We start from the raw sequence: 20,602 nt of genomic DNA on the forward strand, positions 1-20,602 counted from the left end.
ATTTCTTGAATTTATTTTTAAACGCATTGTAATACAGCCATTTACGGATGAATGATTTTTAATGAAAGGACTTAGGTGCACTGAACCGTACACATTATTATATTATATATGCAATAAACAATCCGATTTTAACAGACAAAAATACATACGGCTCTATCCAACGATAAAGCCGTATGCATCAACCAATGCAGCCTGCTTCATTAGCCTTCCAAGCAGGCTGTGTTCAAAAAGGCATATAAATACCAATTATAGCTTACTCATAAACCGTTCGCGGTCTACGATGTAGCGGATGTGGGTGGCTTCGCCTACGGTGCCTTTGGTGTCGGATGCCGTGATGCGGAAGGTGAGTTTCCGTCCTTCCTCTTTTTCTAATACAGCTGTAGCCGACACTTCTTCGCCCAGTGGCGAAGGCTTTACGTGGGTAGTCTCAATAAACGCCCCTACGGTAGTGGAGCCTTCGGGGAGTTGGTCTTTCGCCGCATTCATCGCGGCGTTCTCCATAAGCGCTACCAGTGCGGGGGTAGCGAATACTTCCATATCGCCCGAGCCTAAGGCTATAGCGGTGTTGGCGGAAGTTACTTTTGTCTTGCTGGTGTAAGTTGGTTTTTCCATTGCTATTGTTTTTTTTATCCATATTTCACTCAATTACCTGTAGGGGCAGGGTTCGCCTGCCCGAATGCGCCCACGGATGTATCGGTTGATGTACTCAGGCGGGCAGACCCCGCCCCTACAGGTAATCTGACAATCATACATTTTTATTATCAGCAGCCCAAAATCTCGCCAAATCGCTTCCCGACGGGTGCTGGTAAATGCACAAGCCGAAGCGGGGGAGGACGGCTATGAAGTGATTGAACAAATCGTTCTGTATGGCTTCATACTTCAGCCACTCGATGGTGTCGGCGAAGCAATAGACCTCTAAGGGCAAGCCTTCTGGGGTGGGCTGCAACTGGCGCACCATAATCATCATGTCGTGGTTCACCTTTGGATTTTTCTGCAAATAAGCTAACAGATACATTCGGTATGCCTGCAGGTTGACCATCGGTTCCCCTCCTTCTTCAGGGGCTTCTATCCAGCCCTTTTCTACGTAGTTCCGCACTTCTTCACCGGTGCAGAAACGAACGGTGGTCATGTCGATGTAGAGCGAACGCTTGATGCGGCGCGAACCGTTCTCCCACATCCCGCGCCAGTTTTGGAACGAATCGCTCACCAAGGCGTAGGGAGGGATGGTGGTGATGGTCTTGTCGAAGTTCTGCACCTTGACCGTGGTGAGCGACACTTCCAGCACATACCCGTCGGCACCGTATTTCGCCATCGTCACCCAGTCGCCCGGACGGAGCATATCGTTCGCCGAGAGCTGCACTCCAGCCACCAAACCCAAGATGCTATCTTTGAATATCAACATCAGCACCGCCGCCGACGCACCCAGCCCGGCAAGTATCGTCGCCGCGTTTTGGTCGATAAGGATGCTGATGATGAGGATGATGCCCACCGCTATCGCCAGCAAAAGCACCATCTGGTAAATGCCTTTCAAGGGACGGTAACGCAACGCCTCGTGCTCGCTCGATATCTCATAAATCGATTTCAAGAACGAGCGAATAAGCATCAGCGTCACGACAATCAGATAAATAAGGCACGCCTTCAGGAGAATGGCGAGCACGTGGGGATAACCGTCGAACACGAAAGGCAGCAGCAGGTAAAAGATGATAGGCGGAATCATCCGCGAAAAGCTGTGCAGCATATCATCGTTGAACAAATAATCGTCCCACGTGGCTTTGGTCTTCGCCGTTATCTTCCGCACCGCCGGAATCAGCGCATGACGGAAGAGCTTGGTCACGATGTAGGAGACCAGCAGGATGGCGAGAATCATCGTCACCCGCGTGGTCCAGTTCAGATTCGCCTTATCGATGCCCAAATCTAACAGGAGGCGGGCTATTTCTTCGTCTATATGTTCCATAACAAGAATTATTTGGTTTAGCGAGGCAAATATACGAAGCTTTTTTCATATATTTAGCCACGAAAAGATGTATAACCTGTTAAGATTCGCTTATGGCACGCATTTATTCTTCCTTTTTCATCGGAATCTGCCTCATCCTGACCGCTCATCCGCGATAACGTAGCCTACGAAAAACAAGTATCCTGCCCGAAAATTCTTTATCCGAATTTCATATCAAACTGAACGACGGATCCATACTTTCCACTTCCGCATCAAAACAACTCATCGAAGACACTGAAAAATGAATAATGAATAGTTAATAATGAATAGTTAATAGTGAAAAAACAAATGCTTTCATTAACTTTGCAGGCAATAAAATAATATTACTAATACCAAAATAAATAATCATGAGTTTGAAAATTGTAGTTTTGGCAAAACAAGTACCAGACACACGCAGTGTAGGGAAAGACGCCATGAATGCCGACGGCACCATCAACCGCTCGGCTCTTCCGGCAATATTCAACCCGGAAGACCTGAACGCCTTGGAACAGGCACTCAGACTGAAAGACACACATCCCGGCTCTACGGTCACCATGCTGACTATGGGTCCCGGACGTGCCGCTGAAATCATTCGTGAAGGACTTTACAGAGGCGCCGACAACGGCTATCTGCTGACCGACCGCGCTTTTGCCGGAGCCGATACGCTGGCTACATCGTATGCCCTCGCCACGGCCATCCGCAAGATAGGCGATTATGACATCATCATCGGCGGACGCCAAGCCATCGACGGTGATACAGCTCAGGTAGGCCCGCAAGTAGCAGAGAAATTAGGCTTGCCCCAAGTGACTTACGTAGAGGAAATCGAAGAAGTGAACGGCAAGTCTATCCGCGTGAAACGCCACATCGACGGAGGTGTGGAAACCGTAGAAGGCCCGCTCCCCATCGTATTGACCGTGAACGGAAGCGCAGCCCCTTGCCGCCCGCGCAACGCCAAATTAGTGATGAAATACAAACGTGCCTTGGGAGGACAAGAAAAAGCAGCCCTCACCAAAGACGGAGCCGCACTGCCCTACGCGGACTTGTACGAGAAACATCCGTACCTGAACATCACCGAATGGAGCGTAGCCGACGTAAACGGCGACACGAAACAATGCGGTCTGTCGGGCTCGCCCACCAAAGTGAAGAAAATCGAGAACATCATTTTCCAAGCAAAGGAAAGCAAGACCCTGACGGGAAGCGACGCGGATGTAGAAAACCTGATTGTAGAACTGTTGGCTAACCACACTATCGGATAAGACTATGAATAATGTATTTGTATATTGTGAGATGGACGGCACACACGTTGCCGATGTCAGTCTCGAACTGTTAACGAAAGGACGCAAATTAGCGAATGAATTAGGATGCCAACTGGAAGCCATCTGTGCCGGAAGCGGACTTGCCGATGTAGAGAAACAAGTGCTTCCTTACGGCACAGACCGTGTGCATGTGTTCGATGCTCCGGGGCTGTTCCCCTACACTTCCCTGCCCCATACTTCTATCTTGGTGAACCTCTTCAAGGAAGAAAAGCCTCAAATCTGCCTAATGGGCGCAACGGTCATCGGACGCGACTTGGGTCCGCGCGTATCTTCCGCCCTGACCAGTGGACTTACCGCCGACTGCACCCAATTAGAGATAGGCGACCACGAAGACAAGAAAGCGGGCGTTACGTATAAGAACCTCCTCTATCAAATCCGTCCGGCATTCGGAGGAAACATCGTGGCTACGATCGTCAATCCCGAACACCGCCCGCAAATGGCTACGGTGCGCGAGGGCGTGATGAAGAAAGAAATCCTCAACGAGAACTATCAAGGCGAAGTCATCCGCCACGATGTAGCGAAGTATGTGCCCGAAACCGATTATGTGGTGAAGGTCATCGACCGCCACGTGGAAAAGGCGAAACACAACCTGAAAGGCTCGCCCATCGTAGTAGCCGGAGGTTACGGTATGGGAAGCAAAGAGGGCTTCGACATGCTCTTCGAATTAGCTAAAGAACTTCACGCCGAAGTAGGCGCGAGCCGTGCCGCCGTAGATGCCGGCTTCTGTGACCACGACCGCCAAATCGGCCAAACCGGTGTAACCGTTCATCCGAAACTCTACATCGCTTGCGGCATCAGCGGGCAAATCCAGCACATCGCCGGAATGCAAGACGCAGGCATCATCATTTCGGTGAATAGCGACCCGAATGCGCCGATTAACGCGATAGCGGATTACGTGATTAATGGAACGGTGGAAGAGGTAATTCCGAAGATGATTAAATACTACAAGAAGAACAGCAAGTAATCTTTCCTTTGGAGTTAAAAGGAGTTATTTCAAGGAGTTAAAAGGAGTTAGAAGCCAATAGTTTTACTTATGACACAAAGTTTCAAAGACATTTTAGCTTGGAAGAAAGCACATGAATTCGTTTTAAACGTCTATCGGGCAACAAACGATTTTCCTACGCATGAGCGCTTTGGCTTATGTTCACAATTTCAACGGGCTGCAGTGTCTATTCCTGCCAATATCGCCGAAGGTTATAGGAAACTAAGCAAAGCCGATAAACTCCGTTTCTTGAATATCGCACAAGGCAGCTTGGAAGAGTGCCGATATTATATCCTTCTCTCTAAAGATTTAAATTACATAACTGATAGCATTTATTACGAATTAACAAAGAGTATAGAAGATGTAAGTTTTTTGCTTAATGCTTATTGCAAAGGCATTATCAACAAAAGATGGGAAGAATAAAAGGAATTAAAACAACCAAACATTTGGCTTATAACTCCTTCTAACTCCCTATAACTCCTTCTAACTCCTAAAATAAAAAGAACTATGCCAAACTTTTATACTGAACATCCCGAACTCAAGTTCCATCTCAATAATCCGATGATGGAACGCATCTGCGAGCTGAAGGAACGCGGATACAGAGATAAAGAACAGTATGACTATGCGCCGCAAGATTATGCCGACGCACTCGACTCATACGACAAAGTGTTGGAAATTACCGGAGAGATTACCGGTGAAGTAATTGCAGCCAATGCTGAAGGCGTAGACCAAGAAGGTCCGCACCATGCCAACGGACGGGTGGAATACGCTTCGGGAACGAAACAGAACCTCGATGCGATGGTGAAAGCCGGACTGAACGGAATGACGATGCCGCGCCGCTTCGGAGGACTGAACTTCCCGATTACCCCATACACCATGTGCGCCGAAATCGTGGCACAAGCCGATGCAGGATTCGGAAACATCTGGTCATTACAGGATTGTATCGAAACCCTGTATGAATTCGGAGACGAAGACCAGCACAGCCGTTTCATCCCGCGCATCTGTGCCGGAGAAACCATGTCGATGGACTTGACCGAACCCGATGCTGGAAGCGACCTGCAAAGCGTGATGCTGAAAGCCACTTACGATGAAGCCAATAATTGCTGGCGCCTGAACGGCGTGAAGCGTTTCATCACCAATGGAGACGCTAACCTGCACTTGGTATTGGCTCGTTCGGAAGAAGGTACGCACGACGGACGTGGACTTTCGATGTTCATCTACGATAAGAACGACGGAGGTGTGGACGTGCGCCGCATCGAAAACAAATTAGGCATCCACGGCTCGCCCACCTGCGAATTGGTGTATAAGAATGCGAAAGCCGAACTCTGCGGAGACCGCAAATTGGGACTTATCAAGTACGTGATGGCATTGATGAACGGTGCTCGCTTAGGCATCGCCGCCCAATCGGTAGGATTAAGCCAAGCCGCTTACAACGAAGGACTTGCATACGCTAAAGACCGTAAGCAGTTCGGTAAAGCCATCATCGAATTCCCCGCCGTATATGACATGTTGGCTACAATGAAAGCGAAACTCGACGCCGGACGTGCCTTGCTCTACCAAACCTCACGCTATGTGGACATCTATAAGGCATTGGACGACATCGCCCGCGAACGCAAACTGACTCCCGAAGAACGTCAGGAGCAGAAACGGTATGCGAAGTTAGCGGATAGCTTCACCCCGTTAGCTAAGGGCATGAACTCGGAATACGCCAACCAAAACGCATACGATTGCATCCAAATCCACGGAGGTTCGGGCTTCATGATGGAATATGCTTGCCAACGCATCTACCGCGACGCACGCATCACCAGCATCTACGAAGGAACGACCCAACTCCAAACCGTAGCCGCTATCCGGTACGTGACCAACGGCTCGTATGCCGCTACCCTACACGAGTATGAAGCCATTCCTTGCGCACCCGAATACCAAGGCTATATGGACCGCCTGAAAGCGATGACCGGGAAATTGGAAGCTTGTACCGCTAAGATTAAGGAAGCGCAAAACCAAGAGTTGCTCGACTTCACCTCACGCCGGCTTTATGAAATGGCTGCGGTTTGCGTGATGAGCCACTTGCTCTTACAAGACGCTACGAAAGCTCCCGAACTCTTCGCCAAGTCGCTCGACGTATATGTAAACTATGCCGAAGCCGAAGTGGAAAAGCACCATAGCTTTATCCAAAACTTCGATGCGGAATCATTAGCGAATTATCGGAAGGCTTGATGAATGGAATAAGGAGTTAAAAGGAGTTATTGCAAGGAGTAAAAAGGAGTTAAAAGCCAATACTTTCTCTATGCTATTGGCATTTAACTCCTGCCGAAGGCATAACTCCTTCTAACTCCTTTTTACTAACAAGTTACGGATATTCATTCTTCATTTATCCTTGTTTTCCGCTCCAGCCACCAATAAAGCACGCCTAAGCATACGATAGATACAGATATGGGCAAGAAAAACAAGAACGTATCATGCGAAGGCAAACTTTGGCACAGGGCTTGCCACATACGGCTCAGGGCAACGCCATACACCTTTATTATATAATAGAAAAGACCACCCAAGGCACATACGCAAAATATCACTAATGCTAAACGAAGCCTGAACTCTTCACGACGTTCGCAGGCGTATGCCTCTTCACGCACCTGCTGCATCATGCGGTACGTAAAATTGCAGGGCAACCGATAAGCCGGTTGGCTCTTTATCGCTTTCTTTAGTCCTTTGTCTATAGTCATGGCTCACTCCTCCTCACTCATTAATATATACAGTTTCTTGCGTATGCGGTGCAATTTCACTTTAATATTACCCACGCTTTGATTCAAAATATGCGCGATGTCTTCGATGCTTTTCTCCTCTTCATAAAAGAATGCAACGATGGCACGCTCCTCTACCGAAAGCTTTTCCAATGCCTTCTGAAGCCGGGCGATGCGGTCTTCCGACTCATCATCCAACACCTCGTCAATCTCCGTTTCCGAGACCCGTTCCCATTGCTTATCATCTATCACTAACACTTCTTCTTTCTTCTTACGCAAGGCGGAAAGCGCGGTATTATAAGCGATGCGGTAAATCCAAGTAGAGAACGTGCTATCGGCGGAAAACGAACCTAAATGCTGAAACGCTTTCATAAACGTGTCTTGAGTCAGTTCTTCGGCATATTCGGGAGAAGATACCATGCGGTCAATCAGTGCGAATACTTGTTGCCCGTAGGTATCGAGGAAATACGAAAATTCTTCGGTCTTCCCCGCCAAAATATGCGTAATAATATGTGACTCGTTCGGTTTCATTTCGTATCTTTAGACGCAAAACCCGAAAAGAGGTTACAAATATAAAGAAAAAAATTTTTCTGCAACATTTTGTGTAACCTTTCGGCACTTCCTTGCGTCTAAAGGAGCAAAGGAACAAAATCAATCACTTAAAACAGAACAATATGGAAGACATTTTAGTACCGATTGGCGTACTTGCCATTATTTTCGGATGCATCTACAAATTATTCGAATTATTTGTAGGGCGTAAAGAACGAATCATGTTAATTGAAAAACTTCAACCCGAACAATTAAGCCACGGAGTGGCTGGACACTTGAAGTTCTCGACGTATTTTACTACCCTGCGCACAGGGTGCCTCTTGCTCGGCATCGGCTTAGGTCTAATAGCTGGATACTGCCTCGACCCGCACATCAGCTATGAAGATTCCTCCATTATTTATGCCGCCAGCATCCTGATAGGTGGAGGATTAGGCCTCATCGCCTCTTTCTCAGTAGAACTGAAACAAAACAAGAAGCAAAATTAAAATAATAAGAATGTCCGCAAATTGCCTGTAGAAGCTGTCTCAAAATAAAAATCAGCATTTATTTTGAGACAGCTTCAAGTATAGCATTCGGGAATAAGACAGACAAATCATGTCCTACAGCCTTATTGAAGTTAATCGGCTAGAATGATGAGCGGATGATTTTCTGCATCATCGCCGGTGTTCTTTATCCATGTATAGTTCTTGATATTGGCAGTAGCAAGAGCTTGGTTCATAGCAGTGATTGCCGCGTCCCAATTATTATCAGTAACCTTATTTTCAATGTTTTCTTCTTTGAATTTTCCACCTGCACCTACTCCCTCATAAACATTATATCCACAATCAAGTTCATCATTCGCCCAATAACAAGATGTAATGGTGCCATAATTTGCTCCCACAATAACACCTGCATCATTTGACACGGCATTTGGTGTCAATTCTACTACATTTCCTGTTGCATAACAAGCTACAATTGTTCCTCCCTTATGAGCATAATTACCTCCATTGTCTCCTACAATACCTCCACGCCAAGATTTACTCTGTATTTCTGCAGAAGATGAACAAGCATATACTTTCACATTCTCAGATGTAATAAAGCCAATGATACCACCAGCTTGTCCCAAGCCTGTGCTAATCACTTTACCTCCTACCACGTGGCAGTTCATTACAATTGTTGAACCACTTGCTTGCTTTATTATTCCACCTGCAGAATGAGAAGTTGCAATCATTTCCAAATCCTTAAATGTAACATTCTTTATAATGCAATTCTCGCTGGCTTTCTTGATAAAAGCAGCATCTTGTTCGCAAGTGTAAGTCAAGTTGCTGATAGTATGTCCACCACCGTCAAAAGTACCTGCGAACCATTCGCTATTTCCAGTACAAACACCTGCCCATGTTTTATCTTGCATATTTATATCGGCAGTTAAAATACAATTCGTATATCGATATTGACCTTTTTCTACATTGACAGCGTTCCCCCACGCAATTAATCCGTCTGCATTATACACCGTATAAGTCTTGCCATCTTCGGAAACCGTATAACCCAGATTTTCCACTATGCGCGAAGCAGTTACTTCATTGCCATTGGCTTGGATAAGCGTAACACGAAGTAAAGCTTTACCACTGCCTGCTGTAACTACAACTTTTGCTTCCTCCAAATTGCTCGTCACACTCCAACCATTCGCATCAGTAGAACGGGAATCGATATCAGTATATGTGCCATTAGCTCCTTCGGGGGTGATTTGTGCCACAAGAGCAGAATAATCACTTGCTTTTGTTCCGTCAGGATAAGTCAATTTGATTTCAGTTGAGGTACCTGTAAGAGTAAACGTCCCTGTACCCTCACCTATTTTTAAAGATTGGTATTTGGGTACATTGAAAACATTTCCAGAATTAGGTACCTGACCGAAAAACATCCATAGATGCATTCGGGCAAGCGAACCCCGCCCCTACACGAAAATCAGTCATATTCTATCTGAATACAACCTCTTTTTATATCCAATTCTCATCCGAAAAAAGTTTCATTCACTCTCCTTCTTCTCTTTCAGCAAGTCCCTGATTTCGGTCAATAACTGGATATCTGCCGGAGGAGCGGGCGGAGTCTTTGCCTCAGCCTCTTTCTTGCGGGTCAACGCATTGATGCCTTTCACCAAGAAAAATACTGCCAAAGCGATAATCAGAAAATCGAAGACCACCTGAATGAAATTGCCATAGCTGATCGCCACTTCCGGAGAAACCACCTTATCGCCTTCCATTACCGCACGCTTTATCACCCATTTCAAGTCGGAAAAGTTTACCCCTCCTACCAGAACGCCTACGGCTGGCATAATCAAATCACCTACCAACGAGGATACAATCTTTCCGAATGCACCACCGATAATGATACCTACCGCCATATCGACCACATTGCCCCGCATGGCGAACTTCTTAAATTCATTCAATGTCTTCTTCATTGCATACTCCAATTTTATTATCTAATCAAACGCAGAGACGCAAAAACGCAAAGTTTTATTTTTAGAGAAAGCAAAGCACACAGAGAGGAATAGGTTAAGCTCTGTGCTCTTTGCCCTCTCTAAAATGTTTCTCTGCGCCTTTGCGTCTCTGCGTTATAAATAATGTTTGCACATACAAAGGTAACAAAATCAAGCTATAAGACAAGAAATAAAGAAAGAAACTTTGAAATGCAAGAGAATACTCGTAGCTTTGCACCGCTATTTCAAAAAATTATGAACCAGACGCATAAACGACATACCTTATTATATACGTGGCTCGCATGCCTCTGCCTCTTCCTTCCCCTCGCGGCACAAGGAGCAGGCACAAAAACCACATTCCGCATCACCGTACTTAAAACCAACGGAGAGCCTCAGCCTGGAATGATTCTCAAAATATCGAGCCGAAACCAAGAATATACCGGTGATGCCCAAGGAGTTATCACCTTCCAATACGAAATAGAAGACTCCTATACCCGCTCGGCAAACCTGTATTTCCCTACCGATAGAGATAAACCGGTAGCATCGTTTGCCTTGGAACCCGAAAATGCCACGAAGACTTTCTATCTGGATAGTCCTCAAGACATTGTCGCATACAAGCAAAGCCAGCAAACCTTCCCGATAGAAGGGTATGTCACAACGGCTTCAGGAGAACCGATTACGGGTGCCGTGGTCAGCATCCAAGGCACCGGACGAAGAGTCACCACCGATGAAATCGGGCTTTTCCAAATTGATGCGGACTACAATCACCCGATAACAGTACGCGCCGACGGAATGGAGAACCAATCTGTTTCCATTCAGGCATTCCTGCAAAACCCGAACGAGCCTTACACGATTGTAATGCAGCGCAAAAGTTCCAGCCGTATCTATGCCTCTGCAGAGCAGATGCCCCAATATCCGGGCGGTATGAAAGCCTTCCAGAATTACCTGAAGCGCAATTTGAAATACCCTCCCCAAGCCAAACGGGACAGCATCGAAGGGGTAGTGGCAATCCAGTTCGTAGTGGAAAGAAACGGACGGATTAGCTCACCCGTTATTGTCCGGAGTCTGGAACCAAGCATGGATACCGTGGCTCTGAACGTTATCCGGAACATGCCGCGCTGGATTCCAGCTAAAGACCATGGCACTATCGTGCGGTGTAAATATTCCGTGCCCGTCCAATTCAAGATAGAACGCCCGAAACCCGTACAACCCAAGCCTCTTTTGGCAAACAAAGATAGCATCCTGCATAAAGACAGCCTCTTGGCAGATTCACTCCGGACGGATTCCGTTTCGATGGACTCCTTACGCTTGAAAAAGCTGATACCCGACTCGTTGCAGACCGATTCGCTCCGGTTACGACCTGATTCGTTACGCCTTCTGCCCGACTCGTTACGGATGCCCAACGATTCTTTACTCCTGAAGAAAGACAGCTTGCTGGCACCAGCCGACTCGCTTGTCGCACCCAAAGACTCGTTGACACAAACGCCGGACACGAATGCCGAGCCTCAAAAGCCCAAGAAACGGAACATCTTCGTCCGCTTCTTCCGCTGGCTCTTCGGAATCAAGGATAAATAAAAGACCAAGTCCTGCCAAAAAGGCAGGCGGATACTGACATAAATGCATACGGCTTCATCGCTTAACGAAGCAGGCTTCATCAGCCAACACATACGGCTTCGTAGGCAGATGAAGCCGTATGCGTTTGAATCCCCACTTATGTTCGTTATGCCTAAGTTCAAAATATGGTATATAAAAACCAATATTTCCCCCTCTTCCATACGAAAAAGGCGTACTTTTGATACAAAAACAAAAACACCTTTATATGAAGCATACGAAATCCATTTGGCTGGCTATGGCATTTGGCTTTAGCCTATTTACCGCCTGTGCGGATACAGACCCTAAGGCTGAGCAAGAAAAGCCCGGACAAGAAGAACCTGAACCCAATCCGGATCCAGACCCCGAACCCAATCCGGGCGAAGAAGAATTGCCCGACTATCCCGCTCCCGACCGGAGCATAATCCCGGCATTTCCTCACGCATACGGAGCCGGACGTTATACGACCGGAGGAGCAGAAGGGAAAGTCTATGTAGTGACTTCCCTCGCCGACAATGGCGCTATGGGAACCCTGCGCTGGGCATTGAACCAAACGGGCAAACGTACTATCGTCTTTGCCACGGGCGGGCTGATTGAATTAAGCAAAGAACTTGAAATCAAGAACGGGGATGTAACCATTGCTGGACAAACCGCCCCGGGCGACGGCATCTGCCTGAAAGGACATCCGGTATCTATCAAAGCCGATAACGTAATAGTCCGCTTCATCCGTTTCCGCATGGGCTCGGACAAGCTGACGGAAGACGAAGCCGACGGAGCGGATGCCTTTTGGGGAAGAGGATACAAGAACATCCTGATAGACCATTGCTCGATGAGTTGGAGCACGGACGAATGTGCTTCGTTCTATAATAACGAAAACTTTACCATGCAATGGTGCATCATCAGCGAAAGCCTTACCTTCTCCGAACATAGCAAAGGAAGACACGGATACGGAGGCATCTGGGGAGGAGAACCCGCTTCGTATCATCACAACCTTATGGCACACCATAGCAGCCGCACGCCCCGCCTTTCGGGAAGCCGCACCACGGGCAATCCCGATAAAGAGCAAGTCGACTTGCGGAACAATGTGTTCTATAACTGGGGACCGACCAACGGAGGCTATGCGGGCGAAGGAGGCTCGTATAACTTCATCAACAATTATTACAAGCCGGGACCTTCCACGTGTACCAAGGAAGGCATTGTCAACCGTATCTTCCAGCCCAACGGGGATGACGGAAGCCAGCAAAACCCGAAAGGCGTATGGGGAACCTTCTACGTAAACGGAAATTATTTCGACGGCACTTGCCCCAACATGACTTCGGAATACAAAGAACTGATAGCGGAAGTCAACGCAGATAACTGGGCGGGCATACATCCCAATGAAAAAAATTGCCCCTTGCCCGAAGGAGGCATCGAAGCCATCCGGTCGGAACAAGCCTTTCTCATCACACCCGATACGGACGAATATACCCAATCGGCACAAGAATCCTACGAATGGGTATTGGCTCATGCCGGCGCATCGCTCGTCCGGGATGATGTAGACGCCCGTATTGTCGATAACGTGCGCCAAGGGAATTATACCGCCGAGGGAAGCAACGGAAGTTCAGACGGATTGATAGACCGAGCCGAAGACGTTGGAGGCTGGCCCGATTATGCATCAGGCACTGCTCCCGTTGATACAGATAACGACGGTATGCCCGATGCATGGGAAGAGGAACAGGGGCTGAACCCGAACGATGCTTCGGACGGAGCCAAATACAACCTTACCCCCTACTATACCAACCTGGAAGTTTATCTGAATAGCTTAGTAGATAATTTATATCCTAACTCTTAATCATTTATTAATCATGAACTTAAACAAGAAACTTGGAACAGCATTTTGCCTCATTGCACTCTCTTTGTGTTGCATCTTGCCGGTAAAGGCATCTACCGACCGCATACCGGCATTTCCAGGAGCCGACGGTGCCGGAAAATACACCACCGGAGGCAGAGGCGGGAAAGTGTATATCGTCAATTCTTTGAAAGACGACGGTTCGGAAGGCACCTTGCGCTGGGCAATCCGCAAGAAAGGACCTCGCACAATCGTATTTGCCGTAAGCGGCATCATCGAATTGCAAGAACCGCTCTATATCAATAACGGAGACCTGACCATAGCCGGACAGACCGCTCCGGGTGATGGCATCTGCCTGAAGAACTATACCTTGGGAGTGAAAGCCGACAATGTCATCATCCGTTTTATCCGTTCGCGCATGGGAACAGACATCAAGCACAAAGGCGATGATGCCATGAACGGATTCAACAACCACCGGAATATCATCATCGACCATTGCTCAATGAGTTGGAGCACCGATGAATGCGCCACATTCTATGATAACCAGAACTTTACCTTACAATGGTGCCTCATCAGCGAAAGCCTTTTCCGGTCGATACACGAAAAAGGCGCACACGGTTACGGAGGCATTTGGGGAGGTCAAAAGGCGTCTTTCCACCACAATCTGCTGGCTCATCACTCCAATCGCACTCCCCGCTTGTGCGGAAGCCGTTATACGGGCAAACCCGAAGAAGAACGAGTGGAATTGTTCAACAATGTCATCTATAATTACGGAAGTGCCGGAGCCTACGCAGGTGAAGGAGGCTCGTACAACTTCTTGAACAATTACTATAAACCCGGTCCGTACACGGCTACGGTGGCTTCATATAAAAGACTCTTTACCGCTTATCCCGATGACGGGAAAAACAATAACGTCAAAGGCACGCACGGCGTTTTCTACCTGAGCGGAAACTACATGGATGATTCGTGCGCCAAGCTGACCGAAAAGCAACGGAAAGACATGCAAAAGGTCAACAAAGACAACACGAAAGGACTGATATTGAAAGACAAAACCGCCGACAAAGCGGCTTATTTATCCGACAAGCCTTTCCAAATAGCCGAACATACTTCCCTCCAACCGGCACAAGACGCTTACCAATCCGTTTTGCAATATGCCGGCGCTTCCTTAAAGCGGGATGACTACGACCAACGCATCGTGGACGAAACCTGGAACGGAACATACACGTATGAAGGAAGCCACGGAAGCACAAACGGATTGATTGACCAGCCTAGCGATGTAGGCGGATGGCAAACATACCAGTCGGCTCCTGCCCCACTGGATACGGATGCCGACGGTATGCCCGATGCCTGGGAAAAGCAACACGGGCTGAACCCTAATGATGCTTCGGACAGTTCTGCTTACAGTTTAAACACCGATTACACCAACTTAGAAATCTATTTAAACGGGCTGGTAAACCATTTGTATCCTTATTAATCTGCGAAAAGATTTAAAAACTCAAACACTAACAACCATGAAAAAAAACAGACTCGGTCTGCTTGCTTTGGGATTGGGTATAGCAAGTTTTTTAGATGCACAAACAATACCCTCTATTGACAAATTATCTGACGGAATCCACCATTGGAATTTGGGACATCCCGAACGTACATACGCACGCTACGCCCCTGAACAATACAAAGAAATAGCCGATAATTTCATTGCCTATCAAAACAAAGACGGAGGGTGGCCCAAAAATATTGACTGGCTTGCCATTCTTCCAACCGATTCTGTACGCAATACCTTGAAAGTGAGAGAACGGCAAAGTACATTGGATAACCGTAATACCTATTCACAAATCGATTATTTAGCACAAGTATATACCCTCACCAAACAATCAAAATACAAGAATGCCGTTGTCAAAGGTCTGAATTACCTGCTGAAAACCCAAAAGAAAAACGGTGGTTGGAGAGGTTGGGACGTAGATGCCATTACGTATAACGATGAAGTGACAACAGGGGTATTAGCACTTTTCCTACGCATCAATGAAGGTGACATCAACTATACTTGGCTGGATGATTCCATGAAAAAGAAAATCCACCAAAGTTTACAAAAAGGTATCGCCGTCATCTTACGCACCCAATACGTCCAAAACGGGGTAAAGACCGTATGGGGACAACAGCACGACAATGAAACCCTACTCCCCGTAAAAGCCCGGACCTACGAACTTCCTTCACTGGTTTCGGGCGAAAGCTGTGCCATACTACGTCTGCTAATGGAAATTCCTCACCCTACCCCAGCGATTATAGAAGCCGTAAAAGCAGGCGTGACATGGTTAGAGCAATCAGCTATCCAAGGCATCCGGATAGAAAAAATTCCCGTCAGTAAAGACAAAATCACCAATCCGGAATATCCTTACGACCGAAAAGTGGTGAAAGACAAAAAAGCCCCACGCATTTGGGCACGCTTTTACGAATTGGATACGAATCAGCCTTTCATGGCAAACCGAGACGGGAAAAAAGTTTACCGGTTGGAGGATGTAGCCCCGGAACGGCGGGTCGGTTATGCATGGTACACGTATGCCCCCGAAGCCATTCTGCAAGCCTATCCGGCATGGCTAAAGAAAACAGAAGCCGAACAGGCCTATACCGGATATGAAGTCATTGGCAATATGCCGGCTTTTTATCAGCAATTAACGCAAAACCTAACTTACCCGCTGGCGTGGGGCAATGCACCTGAAAAGGATTTTAACCGCTGGCGTACCCAAGCGCGTGAAAAACTCTTGGAATGTATGCAACCGGCTCCACCCAAAGTTGACTTTGACATGAAAGTCATCGAAAGCGAAAAACGGGACGGATATACCACACAAAAAATAGTGTTTAATGTTTCCGGATATTCCCGCGTACCGGCATATTTGCTCGTTCCAGAAAGCAAAGGTCCCTTCCCAGCCATACTTCTCTTGCATGACCACGGCGCACACTTCACTATCGGAAAAGAAAAAATGATTCGTCCGTTCCATGTTTCGGATGTTGTCATGAAAGATGCAGATGACTGGGTAATCCGTTGTTACGACGGACAATATACCGGCGATTTCTTGGCTCAGAACGGCTATGTCGTATTAGCTGTAGATGCTTTATTCTGGGGCGAACGAGGCAGAAAAGAATATGCCAGTTACGATGCGCAACAAGCTTTATCCGCCAATCTTTTGCAGCTGGGGACATCATTCGGAAGCCTTATCGCATGGGACGACATACGCAGCGCCGAATTTCTCCGTTCGCTTCCGAATGTAGACAAAAAAAAAGTCGGCACCATGGGATTTTCCATGGGAGCATATCGGGCATGGATGACTATGGCTGCTACAGATGCAGTCAAAGCCGGAGCCGCAGTGTGCTGGATGAATACCACCGACAGCCTGATGACATTGACCAACAACCAGAATAAAGGAGGCTCGGCATACGCCATGATTATTCCCAACATACGGAGATACATGGACTACCCGCACGTAGCAAGCATCGCCTGCCCCAAGCCAATGCTGTTCATAAACGGGGCTAAGGACAAGCTTTTCCCTATAGAAGGAGTAAAATCGGCATACGAAACCATGCGGCAGGTATGGGAAAGCCAAGAAGCCGAAGCGCATTTCCAAACCCAAATATACGATCTGCCTCATTTTTGCAGCAAAGAAATACAGCAGGCTATATTGGAATTTTTCAACAACGAATTTCACATTAAATAAATTAATAGCATGAAAAAGATTCATTTGTTTTGCATAATGCTAACAGTTCTGTTCCTGTCAGCATTTAAGTCCGACCGGGTTATAACCGTCTATATGATTGGCGACTCTACCATGGCGAACAAAAAACTCGATGCCGGCAATCTTGAAAGAGGTTGGGGGCATGTATTGGGAGGCTTTTTTACAGAAGATGTACGTATAGAGAACCATGCAGTAAATGGCAGAAGTTCGAAAAGCTTTATCGATGAAGGACGTTGGGATGCTGTAGTGAAGAAAATCCGTCCGGGTGACTATGTATTTATCCAATTCGGGCACAATGATGAAAAAGCTGACCCCAAACGGCATACAGAACCCGGAACGACTTTCGATGAAAACCTCCGCAAATTCGTGCGTGAGACCCGTGAAAAAGGAGGTATTCCGGTATTGTTCAATTCCGTAGTACGCCGAAACTTCGGCGAAAACCCCAATGCGATAGCCGCCGATGACTTCCGTTCTGAAAAAGCAGACGCTGTAGAAGAAGGCGACACCCTGATAGATACGCACGGGAAATACCTCGACTCTCCACGCAATATCGCTAAAGAAATGAGTGTTATTTTCATTGATTTGAATAAAGCAACAAAAGAGTTAGTTGAATCGATGGGTGCAGAGAACTCGAAAAAGCTCTTCATGTGGGTTCCCAAAGGAGTTTCGCCTGCATGTCCCAAAGGACGCCAAGACAATACCCACTTTAATGTGTATGGCGCAAGACAAGTGGCAAGACTTGCCGTACAAGCCATCGAAAAGCAAATACCTGAACTGGGCAAGTATGTGCGTTATTATGATTTCGTAGTAGCGAAAGACGGGAGCGGCGACTTCTTTACGGTGCAGGAAGCTATCAATGCCGTACCGGATTTCCGCAAGAACAAACGCACCACCATTTTAGTCCGCAAGGGAGAGTACAAAGAGCGGGTAATCATCCCAGCATGTAAAATCAACGTTTCCCTGATAGGAGAAGAAGGAGCGGTTATCACCGATGACAATTATGCTTCGAAGAAAAACATCTTCGACGAAGAGATGTCTACATCCGGCTCGTCTACCGTCTATATCTATGCCCCTGACTTCTATGCCGAAAATATCACATTCGCCAATACAGCCGGCAGAGTCGGTCAAGCCGTAGCCTGCTTCGTGGACGGCGACCGTACCTATTTCAAGCATTGCCGCTTCTTGGGCAACCAAGACACGCTTTACACGTATGGAAAAGAAAGCCGCCAATATTATGAAGGATGTTACATTGAAGGTACGGTAGACTTTATCTTCGGCTGGAGCACTGCCTTATTCAAAGACTGTGAAATCAGAAGCCTCAGCAACGGATACATAACAGCCCCCTCTACCGACCAAGGCAAATCCTACGGATATGTATTCTGGAATTGCCGCCTGACTGCCAATGAGGAAGCTGCAAAAGTATATCTTTCGCGCCCGTGGCGTCCCTATGCACAAGCCGTTTACATCGAATGTGAAATGGGCAAGCACATCGCTCCCGAAGGCTGGAACAACTGGGGAAAGACATCAAACGAAAAAACCGTATTCTATGCCGAATACCAAAGCAAAGGCGAAGGAGCCAATCCTTCAGCACGTACCACATACAGCCGCCAGCTGACCGACATCAGCAACTACCAACCTGAAAAAGTACTGGCAGGCAACGACGGATGGAACCCCATAAAGAACGGGAATGCGTTGCTGACTAATCTTAAACGATAAAAAATCAGTATTATATAATTCAAAAAGAGGCGATGCGCAATGCACCGCCTCTTTTTATGAGAACAATATTCTAAAGCTTAGCTTTATTCCGTATACCAACGTGGGTCACCGATTCCGTTCAAATCGTCTATCAATAAGGTGAAATCACCATTTTCAGGGTCTGTGAACACTTCTGCAGAAGCTGCTTCTGGCGAAGTTACATCTACATCGAAATCATTACTGCTGAATACACCATCTGTTGTCTTGAACGAATTGGTTACCGTAATCGTACCGTCTGTACGGATACCACGTCCCGGAGTAAGACCGAAGAGAGTGTTTTCTACGTTCACATTCGTATTATTGCCATTAGCATCTACCAAATAACGGCTAGCATTATTCGGCGCATTATAGAAGGTTACTCCACTGATGTTTACTTCTGCCAAGGCACATTTACCTGCCTGTATGAAGTTATGTCCTACATTGCTGAACGTAGAGTTTGTTACGTTGATAGCTCCGATGGTATAAGCAGCATTATCCACACGGAATACGGCATAACCGCCCGAACCGATATTAGTCACAACACAATTGTCAATAGTGATATCATTAAACGTTACAGCATCCGAAGCTTGCAGACGGACAATACTTCTGCTCATGTTGTCTATCATACAGTTGGTTAATGTAAAGTCGCCGATAGTTGCTCCGTTTCCTTCATTGATGAAATATTGGCAACCACCATCCACGATAGTCAAGCCATCGAAGCGGATGTAACCATGTGTACCACCAATTTCCAATGATTTCGGGAAATTCAATGTCGGTCGTTCGCCCGGCAATGCAAAGAATATAACAGACAGACCTTCCGGAATTGCCAGACCAGCTGCTTCACCTGTTTCTTCATCTACACCGTGTACATCAATTGTAGCACCGCCTGGAATACCCAAAGTCAGACTATAATCTGATGCACCTCCAGCAGCAGCTTGTGCCTGTGCGGCAAGGTCATCTATCAAGACTTGGTCAATCAACGTAATACCTTCTTCCAACGAAATCTTCAGGTCGGCATCCGGCATCGGAGCAGTAGTGCTTGCACCAATTTCACCACGTTTGGTTTCACCGTTATAGATAACAAACCAATATTCAGTCTGTGCTTCCAATCCGCTGATGGTACATGCTGCTGCAGCCAAATCATCAGCTGTGATTTCATACGTTTGAAGAACAGCCTCACCAGCTTCAAAAGCTTCTTCAGAAGCATAGATATCAACATGAGTTACTTCAGCTTCAGCCAACCAAGTCAGACGTATGGTATTTTCTGTACGGTCTGCAGACGCCACAGAATAAAAGATTTGTTCACCATCCGTTTCAAATGAACGGAGATCGCCATCTTCAAAATAACTCCACAACGAAGGAGCCGTACCGCTATTAGAGAATGCCTTAATACGAAGGAAATAGGTTGTTTCCCCTGTCAGACCTGTTAATATATAAGGAGATTCACGTACGGTGTCAATACGAGACCCGGCATGAAAATCTTCTTGATAAAGGCTGTCTGTGTTCAATTCCAAAATATAATAGTCCACACTCGGAAGGCGGTCGAAAGTCACTTCGGCAGTAGTAGCCATTGCCGAAACCTGTATATCCTGAGCACCGAACAAACGATTATGGCTGCTATCGGTACCCCAGTCATTGTCATCCACGCAGGCAGTCATTCCTGTTGTAAGAAGACCTGCCATGAATAGGTATTTATAATTAATTTTCATATTTCTG

At 46.9% G+C, this 20,602-nt stretch carries 18 protein-coding genes and 1 pseudogene; 11 read left to right on the plus strand and 8 right to left on the minus strand.

Annotation, left to right across the window (positions count from 1 at the left end; translation table 11 throughout):
- Nucleotides 1–246: 246 nt before the first annotated feature.
- Both B5F91_RS12445 and B5F91_RS12450 read right to left on the minus strand, forming a co-directional pair.
- Nucleotides 247–612 carry a thioesterase family protein gene (locus B5F91_RS12445; RefSeq protein ID WP_087429399.1) on the minus strand — a complete coding sequence of 122 codons (366 nt, stop codon included), beginning with the start codon at nt 610–612 and terminating at the stop codon, nt 247–249.
- 133 nt (nt 613–745) lie between these two features.
- A complete protein-coding gene (locus B5F91_RS12450) occupies nt 746–1,954 on the minus strand; it encodes a mechanosensitive ion channel domain-containing protein (protein WP_087429400.1) in 1,209 nt (402 codons plus the stop codon).
- Nucleotides 1,955–2,340: 386 nt separating this feature from the next.
- Here B5F91_RS12450 and B5F91_RS12455 point away from each other — a divergent pair, with 386 nt between their 5' ends.
- The 4 genes from B5F91_RS12455 (at nt 2,341) to B5F91_RS12470 (ending at nt 6,487) form a co-directional block, all read left to right on the plus strand.
- On the plus strand, nt 2,341–3,228 hold the full coding sequence (locus B5F91_RS12455; protein WP_087429401.1) for an electron transfer flavoprotein subunit beta/FixA family protein: 888 nt from the start codon (nt 2,341–2,343) through the stop codon (nt 3,226–3,228).
- A 4-nt stretch (nt 3,229–3,232) separates the two neighbouring features.
- The gene (locus B5F91_RS12460; protein ID WP_087429402.1) at nt 3,233–4,252 is read left to right on the plus strand and encodes an electron transfer flavoprotein subunit alpha/FixB family protein; all 1,020 of its coding nucleotides are present in this window, start codon (nt 3,233–3,235) and stop codon (nt 4,250–4,252) included.
- 69 nt (nt 4,253–4,321) lie between these two features.
- Complete coding sequence (locus B5F91_RS12465) at nt 4,322–4,693, plus strand: four helix bundle protein (protein ID WP_087429403.1); 372 nt, start codon at nt 4,322–4,324, stop codon at nt 4,691–4,693.
- Nucleotides 4,694–4,777: 84 nt separating this feature from the next.
- The gene (locus B5F91_RS12470; protein ID WP_087429404.1) at nt 4,778–6,487 is read left to right on the plus strand and encodes an acyl-CoA dehydrogenase family protein; all 1,710 of its coding nucleotides are present in this window, start codon (nt 4,778–4,780) and stop codon (nt 6,485–6,487) included.
- Between the two features lie 143 nt (nt 6,488–6,630).
- Here B5F91_RS12470 and B5F91_RS12475 read toward each other — a convergent pair whose 3' ends face one another.
- Nucleotides 6,631–6,990 (minus strand): hypothetical protein, encoded by a 360-nt coding sequence (locus B5F91_RS12475; protein WP_087429405.1) that lies wholly within the window; start codon nt 6,988–6,990, stop codon nt 6,631–6,633.
- A gap of 3 nt (nt 6,991–6,993) precedes the next feature.
- Complete coding sequence (locus tag B5F91_RS12480) at nt 6,994–7,539, minus strand: RNA polymerase sigma factor (RefSeq protein ID WP_087429406.1); 546 nt, start codon at nt 7,537–7,539, stop codon at nt 6,994–6,996.
- Between the two features lie 143 nt (nt 7,540–7,682).
- Here B5F91_RS12480 and B5F91_RS12485 point away from each other — a divergent pair, with 143 nt between their 5' ends.
- A complete protein-coding gene (locus B5F91_RS12485; protein WP_087429425.1) occupies nt 7,683–8,042 on the plus strand; it encodes a DUF6249 domain-containing protein in 360 nt (119 codons plus the stop codon).
- A gap of 131 nt (nt 8,043–8,173) precedes the next feature.
- Here B5F91_RS12485 and B5F91_RS12490 read toward each other — a convergent pair whose 3' ends face one another.
- Both B5F91_RS12490 and mscL read right to left on the minus strand, forming a co-directional pair.
- Nucleotides 8,174–9,454: a hypothetical protein gene (locus tag B5F91_RS12490; protein WP_144025118.1), complete on the minus strand. Its 1,281-nt coding sequence runs from the start codon at nt 9,452–9,454 to the stop codon at nt 8,174–8,176.
- A 105-nt stretch (nt 9,455–9,559) separates the two neighbouring features.
- Complete coding sequence (mscL, locus tag B5F91_RS12495) at nt 9,560–9,991, minus strand: large-conductance mechanosensitive channel protein MscL (RefSeq protein ID WP_087429408.1); 432 nt, start codon at nt 9,989–9,991, stop codon at nt 9,560–9,562.
- A gap of 273 nt (nt 9,992–10,264) precedes the next feature.
- Between mscL and B5F91_RS12500 the strand changes: the two genes are divergently transcribed.
- A complete protein-coding gene (locus B5F91_RS12500; protein ID WP_239416432.1) occupies nt 10,265–11,584 on the plus strand; it encodes a TonB family protein in 1,320 nt (439 codons plus the stop codon).
- On the opposite strand, the gene B5F91_RS15005 is transcribed toward B5F91_RS12500, so the two are convergent.
- Nucleotides 11,515–11,784 (minus strand): hypothetical protein, encoded by a 270-nt coding sequence (locus B5F91_RS15005; RefSeq protein WP_144025119.1) that lies wholly within the window; start codon nt 11,782–11,784, stop codon nt 11,515–11,517. The two genes, B5F91_RS12500 and B5F91_RS15005, sit on opposite strands and share 70 nt — an antisense overlap.
- Before the next feature lie 44 nt (nt 11,785–11,828).
- Between B5F91_RS15005 and B5F91_RS12505 the strand changes: the two genes are divergently transcribed.
- The 5 genes and pseudogenes from B5F91_RS12505 (at nt 11,829) to B5F91_RS12520 (ending at nt 18,868) form a co-directional block, all read left to right on the plus strand.
- Nucleotides 11,829–13,430 (plus strand): pectate lyase, encoded by a 1,602-nt coding sequence (locus tag B5F91_RS12505; RefSeq protein WP_087429409.1) that lies wholly within the window; start codon nt 11,829–11,831, stop codon nt 13,428–13,430.
- A gap of 13 nt (nt 13,431–13,443) precedes the next feature.
- On the plus strand, nt 13,444–14,901 hold the full coding sequence (locus B5F91_RS12510; RefSeq protein ID WP_144025120.1) for a pectate lyase: 1,458 nt from the start codon (nt 13,444–13,446) through the stop codon (nt 14,899–14,901).
- A 37-nt stretch (nt 14,902–14,938) separates the two neighbouring features.
- Nucleotides 14,939–15,985 (plus strand): annotated as a pseudogene (gene pelA, locus B5F91_RS15445) (pectate lyase); the annotation flags it as partial.
- A gap of 9 nt (nt 15,986–15,994) precedes the next feature.
- Nucleotides 15,995–17,134, plus strand: coding sequence for an alpha/beta hydrolase family protein (locus tag B5F91_RS15450; RefSeq protein WP_239416434.1), 1,140 nt, complete (start codon nt 15,995–15,997; stop codon nt 17,132–17,134).
- A 9-nt stretch (nt 17,135–17,143) separates the two neighbouring features.
- Nucleotides 17,144–18,868 (plus strand): pectinesterase family protein, encoded by a 1,725-nt coding sequence (locus B5F91_RS12520; RefSeq protein ID WP_087429411.1) that lies wholly within the window; start codon nt 17,144–17,146, stop codon nt 18,866–18,868.
- An 83-nt stretch (nt 18,869–18,951) separates the two neighbouring features.
- On the opposite strand, the gene B5F91_RS12525 is transcribed toward B5F91_RS12520, so the two are convergent.
- A complete protein-coding gene (locus B5F91_RS12525) occupies nt 18,952–20,595 on the minus strand; it encodes a DUF5123 domain-containing protein (protein ID WP_087429412.1) in 1,644 nt (547 codons plus the stop codon).
- Nucleotides 20,596–20,602: the final 7 nt, after the last annotated feature.

This window comes from Bacteroides sp. An322, assembly GCF_002161765.1.
Classification (GTDB): domain Bacteria; phylum Bacteroidota; class Bacteroidia; order Bacteroidales; family Bacteroidaceae; genus Phocaeicola; species Phocaeicola merdavium.